The sequence below is a fragment of the Pseudobutyrivibrio sp. genome (assembly GCF_017471675.1).
In the GTDB taxonomy this organism is placed as follows: domain Bacteria; phylum Bacillota; class Clostridia; order Lachnospirales; family Lachnospiraceae; genus Pseudobutyrivibrio.
The window spans coordinates 1-6,249 of sequence record NZ_JAFUSK010000001.1 but is presented as its reverse complement, the minus strand read 5'-3'; the positions used below and the strand labels follow the sequence as shown (position 1 = coordinate 6,249).

Below are 6,249 nucleotides of genomic sequence, written 5' to 3'. Positions count from 1 at the left end.
TGATTCCTTCACATGAACCACTGAATAATAATCATTTAAAATGGGCATAATAATGGCCTTGTGCATATAGGATTAATCCCACATTACACAAGGCTTTCATGCCACTTTATCATATTGGACAGGAGGTACTGAAGATAACATTTCCATGTTGCCCTCCTGTTCCCCTTCTACTGAAATGTCAAAACCAGTGAAGGTGTTTATTACATTTATGGAATCAATGTCTAATACCCAGTTCTTCCCTTTTTTCTCTATGGCTTTTTCCAGAAACTGTTCATCATTCTGTTCTTTAATAAATTCTAACACATCTCCAAGCATGGTGTGAAATTTATTAAAATCCCTGATGGAATGAGGATCAATAAGCTTTATCTTATAGTCATCAACATACTCTTGTATAGCCGGATCCACATCAACTAACATGTCGGACAGCCTAATGGGTCCATCCCACTTTGTGTTGCTCCAATTGATTACCAGGGTGATAACAGGAATGAGTTTACTATCTTTGGTGAAACCTGAGAGAAATTCAGCATTGTTAAGATCGCGTTTTTCTTCTTTTAGTTTCTTGCTTGTAGATGTCACCTGTGAAGCGTAGTTCAGGGCATCATATAGCATGTTGCGTACAGGCATCGCATAATGAATAAGTGACTGATTCTCAATGCCTAATAATGCATAAGTTACATTATTACCATGTTTGATATTTACACCTTTGATAAGATCGCGAGCTTTCTTGGTAGTCATAATGCTTCCAAGCTTGTTTATAATAGCTTTCTCTACTGAATTAGCTGTAACTAGATCATTGGGTTTTATTACTTGTTTTCCGTTGTACAGAAAATAATTGAACAGATCAGCAAAATGTTCATTATCGTCCATGTAACTGTATGAAGTTGTATCTTTGTCGCTCAACATTTCCTCCTATTGTTTTTGATTTGTTCTCAATGTCATTAAGCCTGGGAAAATATCTGCCAGCAGATTTGTAACAGATGTTGCCAAGAATTGGCACATAGAAGAATGTAACATAATCAAATTCCCAATACAAGCACATTAAGAGAATCTTAAGAATTCTACAACAAATCTTAAGGAGTTTACGAAATAACGATGCGCCGGGCTTTAGGTGAATATTTATAAAAATTTTAAACTCATCTCTAATGTTCTGTGATAAGATGCCGATATAGAATTTGAACGTTCAATTATTGAATGGAATAACTATGGGCTGCGCTTTTTCTGACTTTTGTTCAGAATAATATAGTGGGGTGATGCCGATGTGCGTATGTGCGCATAGAAATAGAGATAAAAGGCAGCGCTGCAGTAAGCAGCGTCATATCTTGAGGGAGGTGAGAGAGCCTCCACCTTGAGTGTGAGATAAAATATTTAAATTGTTTGGAGGACAAAAATGTCTAACGAGGCAGAAACAACAAAGAAAAATTCAAGCACTGGTAAAATAATCCTTGGCATAGCAGCTTTAGTGATTGTAGCACTACTTGTTGTTATTATCATATTGCTTGTTAAAGGTAATAAGCAAGAAGAAAAGAAGGACGAAGGAGTTGCGGCAAGAGGCGTTATAGCAAATCAGAGCAACGCTGATGCGGTAGTTGATGATATGGTGTTGACTCCTTACGTTGAGCCAGGATATTATGAAGCATCAATGACTAATGTTTGGCATTTTAAAGATAGTAGTTCTGTTTCAGAAGATGCTTTTGTTGAAAATGTTGAAGGCAACACAAATGATGTATACTTTGATGTTTTCTTGGCTAATGATGAGGAGACTCCCATTATTCAATCTCCAATTTTGCCACGTGGTACGCAAATGGAAGAAATCAAATTGGACAAGGAATTAGAGGCAGGATCCTATGACTGCGTTATGGTTTATCATTTGATTGATGAGAATCGCGAGACCACAAGTACGCTTCGAGTAGGCGTGACGATTGTAGTTGAAAATTGAATATGATACAATATGAAAACTGTAAAAGACCCAGACAGGATGTTAGGGTTGAAAATATATTACTTTATTTCAAGGAGGAATGATTTTATGAACAGATTTAGTAAATTTATCGCAGTGGCAATGGCTGCAACTATGGTAGTGGCAAGCTCATTTACAGCTTTTGCTGAGGACACAAACACTGGCAATTCTGTAGGTGGTGGAACTCCTGAGGGACACGTTACGAAGAAGGCAATGAGCGTTGTTCTTCCTACAATAGCTGAAGGATCAACTCCATTTGCATACACAATGGACCCTGAAGGACTTATTAAAGAGACAACAGCTGCAAGATATCCTAATACCATCTTCCCAGAAGCTGCTAGTGACAGTCAGGTTTATTTCAACAATGGTCCTAAGGGTGGCGAAGGAGACGATAAAGATTACACTGTATATGCAAACAGTAGTGCATCTCAGAAAGTTACTAACAAGAGTAGCCATGCTATCAGCCTTACTGTAAAAGCAGAGGTTTCTTCTCCTGCAACCACAGATATCCCATTGGTTGCGGCAGATGAAATAGCTACAGCAGATGCTGCATCTTTGTATCTGGGACTTAAGGTTGGCGCAGAGGAGCCTGTTGCAATAAGTGCAACTACTGCAGCAGAAACAACTGTAACAGTTGCTGGTACAGCTGCAAACTATAAGACAGCTTGGAACGGAACAGCTAACAAGTACGAGTATCGTCCTCTTACACTCGCTGAGTATCAGGAAAAAGTAGGCGATAATACAAAGACTCAGGACGATTACGATGCTACATGGGCTACTTCAGCGTTCCAGCTTGAAGGCGCAGTTACAACCACAAAGGATATTAAGGATGAAACAACAGCTCCTTCAATCAAGGTTACTTGGAGTTGGGCTGATCCTGATGCAGAGCCTGCAGCACCTACATATACCGATAAAACTGGTGCTGTTGTGGTAAATAGTGGAGTGTTCTATGTTGGAACATCTTCAAGTGCTGGATTTAGCGATGTTACAGCTGAGGATGTAGATTCTGTTACAATAAATGGAAAATCCCTCGCTGCTGAGCAGTTGAATATTCAGAGTAATGCTACAGGAACATGGATTGGAGTTCCAGCTGCTTCTATTACAGCGGTAGGCGAAGATCATAGTTGGGCTTCAGGTACTACATGGGAGTTTGTTGTAATAATTGGAACTGATAGATATACAGCAAGCTATACTCAGGGATAATAGTTGAGCTTTGACAGATAAAAAATAAAGGGTTTCACATTTTCTGTGAAATCCTTTATTTTTATATAGGGAGATAAAATAATGAATGAATGGGATGCTTATTATAAGTTTGTTTCAGAGCATAATGATGTGGAATATGATTCGGTTGAAACGATTGAAGTTTCTAGTGCAATAGAAAAATGGGTAGGAGGAGTGAACTATGACGGGAATGTATTTGGAATAACGAATTCTGCCCAAGGTTTTTTGTTTTTTAATGGGATGACAGGCTCTTATGAAATATTTGGACCTCCGATGGACGGCCGCTTTAAGTGGACTGGTGGAGCATTATACAATAATAAGATATATGGTTTTTTGAGAACAAGTAATTTGCTGCTAGTTATCGATCCAATTAACATGAAACAAAGTGTTATGGAATTAGGACTTGACTATTCGGAGGAGCACCATTATGGCGGTGTTATGACAAACAAAGGAATAATTTATCAACCGCCTAGAAATACTGATCATATACTAAAGATTGACGTAAACAATAGAACTGCAAAAAAGATTAGTATAGGTGAATTCGGTAGATATTCAGCTTCAATTCAGGATTTATCAGGATTGATATGGTTTTTGCCAGAATTGAGAGGTAAAATAATATTATTAGATTCATTAACTGACGAAATAAAATATATTGGGGAGCCTTTCTCAGATAAGGTTTTTGGCGCGGTTATAGGATTTGATAGGAATATTTATGGCTTTTCGGAAACTGGAAATGGGTTGTTGAAAATTTGTACTTTGGATCAAAAGGTGACTTGGATTTGTGAGGAAGCTAAAGATATTAAAGCTTATGGAACAATGGTGGGGGTAAATGGAAAATTATACAGTGTTCCGGGTAATGGTGATTCGGTTTGGGAATATGACATAGTCACTGAAAAATGTAAAAAGAAATTTACTATAGGCGAAGGTAGGGCTAAATGCGCCGGGGCAGGCATGGCAAGAGATGGTTCAATAATAATGATTCCTGCTTTTGGTAATTATATTTATAAAGTAAATACCAGTACTAAAGAGATGTTAGACAATGTATTTTTGCATAATAGGTTTATAAATAATAGTTATTAATGATTCTTGTTGTTGGGAGGGAAGGATGACGTGGAGAAGAAAAGACTATATGTTTCAGGTGTTCATGGAGTAGAGTATGGTGATTATTATTTTATAGGGAATGATCAGAATAATTCCATATGTAGGATAGATAGAAAGAATAATGAGGTTAAAGTAATTGCATGCAGTAAATTAGATAAATATGATTTACTCACTTGTTGGGCTAAAAGTGCCATCATAGAAGATAAGGTATTGTTTGCACCGATTTATGGCAATGATTTTGTTCTATATGATATTTCAAATGATGAAGTTTATCATTTAAAGGCGGATATAAATGATGAATTTTCTAGATGTGCGAAATATTGGGAAGTAATAGCTGCTGATCGAAATTTTTATATTATGGGCAATAAAGTTCCTGTGGTAACGAGAATAAATGCTTATACGCGTGAAATGGTTAATATTTGCGAATGGAAAGCAGAAGATTATAAAGAACTTACTAATGAGAAAAAGAGATTTTGTTTTGGTGATGGTCATGCAATAATTGGAAACAAATTATATGCACCATTTTGCGGGAAAGATAAACTATTTGAGTATGATTATGTTTTGGATAAATATGAAATAATTGGAATTCGGACTAAGGTTTGTAATTTTTTTAGTATTTCCAATGATGGTGCTAATATGTGGATTACAGGAAATAATGAAAAAACAGTATGTGTGCATAATCCTAAGACTGGAGCAAGTTTAGATATTGATATTCCAGAAGCAGGAACATGGTTTGCACCAGTTTTTTTAGATGGATTTGCTTTCCTGTTCCCCGAAAATTCAAATGCTAAGATATATAAAATTAATATGGAAAGCTATGAAGTGATTGAAGTTGAAAAAATGAAAGATTTGGATCAAGGCGATCAAAATAATAGAGATGTTTGGCTTCCTATGTGGAAGGAAGAACATTCATTCATGCTTTTACGGAAGCCGGATTGCACCTGGATTAAGCTTAATGTATGTACAGGAAATTTTTCACGACAAATATATACAATAGATGATGAGGATTTTGTTTTTTCCTTGAAACGTGATTATTTTGAACGGAAATATGGGGACAATATAAAAAAAATAGTTATAGATGAAAAAAACATGTCTCTAGACGATTATTTGTTTGGTGTAGCCATGCTTACATGAAAGTTGCTTCTTTCAATATTGGCTTGATTATTGAGGGGGTTGAATGATAACTAGATGGATAAGTGAAAATGAATGTACGGGCTGCGGTGTTTGTATAAGTGCGTGTGAGCAATCTGCAATTCATATCCGGCAGGACAACAAAGGCTTTTATGTTCCAATCGTAGATGATAACTGCATTGAATGCGAGAGATGTAAAAAAGTTTGTGAAAGCAGATTTAATAATCAAAAAAAAGAAAATAAAGATTATCCTAAAGTGTTCGCTTCATGGAGTATTGATGAGAATATTCGATTCATAAGCACATCGGGGGGTGTTGTAAGTGAATTGTCAAAAGCAATACTCATGAAAAATGGGTATGTTGTGGGAGCAGTGTACGGGGATAATTGTTTTGTATATCATGACATAATAAATGATATAGGGGATATCTCGAGAATTCAGCAGTCTAAGTATGTACAAAGTTTTTGCGATAGTATTTACGAGAAAACTAAGAAACTGCTTGAAAAAGGTTTTTATGTACTTTTCTGTGGGACGCCTTGTCAAATAGCGGCATTAAAAGCGTATTTATCTGGAGAAGAGTATCCGTTTCTGTTCACATTGGATTTTATATGTATGGGCGTAAACTCTCCATTGGCATACAAGCTTTGGTTAAGTGGATTAGAAGGTCAATTCAACAAAAGGGTTGTTAATGTTTGGTTTAAATACAAAGAAAAAGGATGGCGTTCGTCTCCGTTTGTTACCAAAATTAGATTTGATGATGGAGAAGAATTGGTGCTTGAGAAGGAAAAAAACGACTATATGAGAGGGTTTGTTGACTTGAAACTTTTTTTGCGTAATTCCTGCT

The 6,249-nt window shown here is 36.4% G+C and carries 6 protein-coding genes; 5 read left to right on the top strand and 1 reads right to left on the bottom strand.

Annotation, left to right across the window (positions count from 1 at the left end; genetic code table 11):
* Positions 1-96: 96 nt before the first annotated feature.
* Positions 97-900, bottom strand: a complete 804-nt coding sequence (locus IJ535_RS00030; protein ID WP_294297016.1) for an Rpn family recombination-promoting nuclease/putative transposase — start codon at positions 898-900, stop codon at positions 97-99.
* A gap of 487 nt (positions 901-1,387) precedes the next feature.
* On the opposite strand from IJ535_RS00030, the gene IJ535_RS00025 reads away from it, so the two are divergent.
* The 5 genes from IJ535_RS00025 to IJ535_RS00005 form a co-directional block, all read left to right on the top strand.
* On the top strand, positions 1,388-1,936 hold the full coding sequence (locus IJ535_RS00025) for a hypothetical protein (RefSeq protein ID WP_294297013.1): 549 nt from the start codon (positions 1,388-1,390) through the stop codon (positions 1,934-1,936).
* 87 nt (positions 1,937-2,023) lie between these two features.
* A complete protein-coding gene (locus IJ535_RS00020) occupies positions 2,024-3,157 on the top strand; it encodes a hypothetical protein (RefSeq protein WP_294297010.1) in 1,134 nt (377 codons plus the stop codon).
* Positions 3,158-3,238: 81 nt separating this feature from the next.
* Positions 3,239-4,255 (top strand): hypothetical protein, encoded by a 1,017-nt coding sequence (locus tag IJ535_RS00015; protein WP_294297007.1) that lies wholly within the window; start codon positions 3,239-3,241, stop codon positions 4,253-4,255.
* A 30-nt stretch (positions 4,256-4,285) separates the two neighbouring features.
* Entirely contained in the window at positions 4,286-5,410 is a 1,125-nt protein-coding gene (locus IJ535_RS00010) for a hypothetical protein (RefSeq protein ID WP_294297004.1), read from the top strand.
* Positions 5,411-5,453: 43 nt separating this feature from the next.
* The coding region (locus IJ535_RS00005; RefSeq protein WP_294297001.1) for a 4Fe-4S dicluster domain-containing protein at positions 5,454-6,249 on the top strand (796 nt) is incomplete at its 3' end.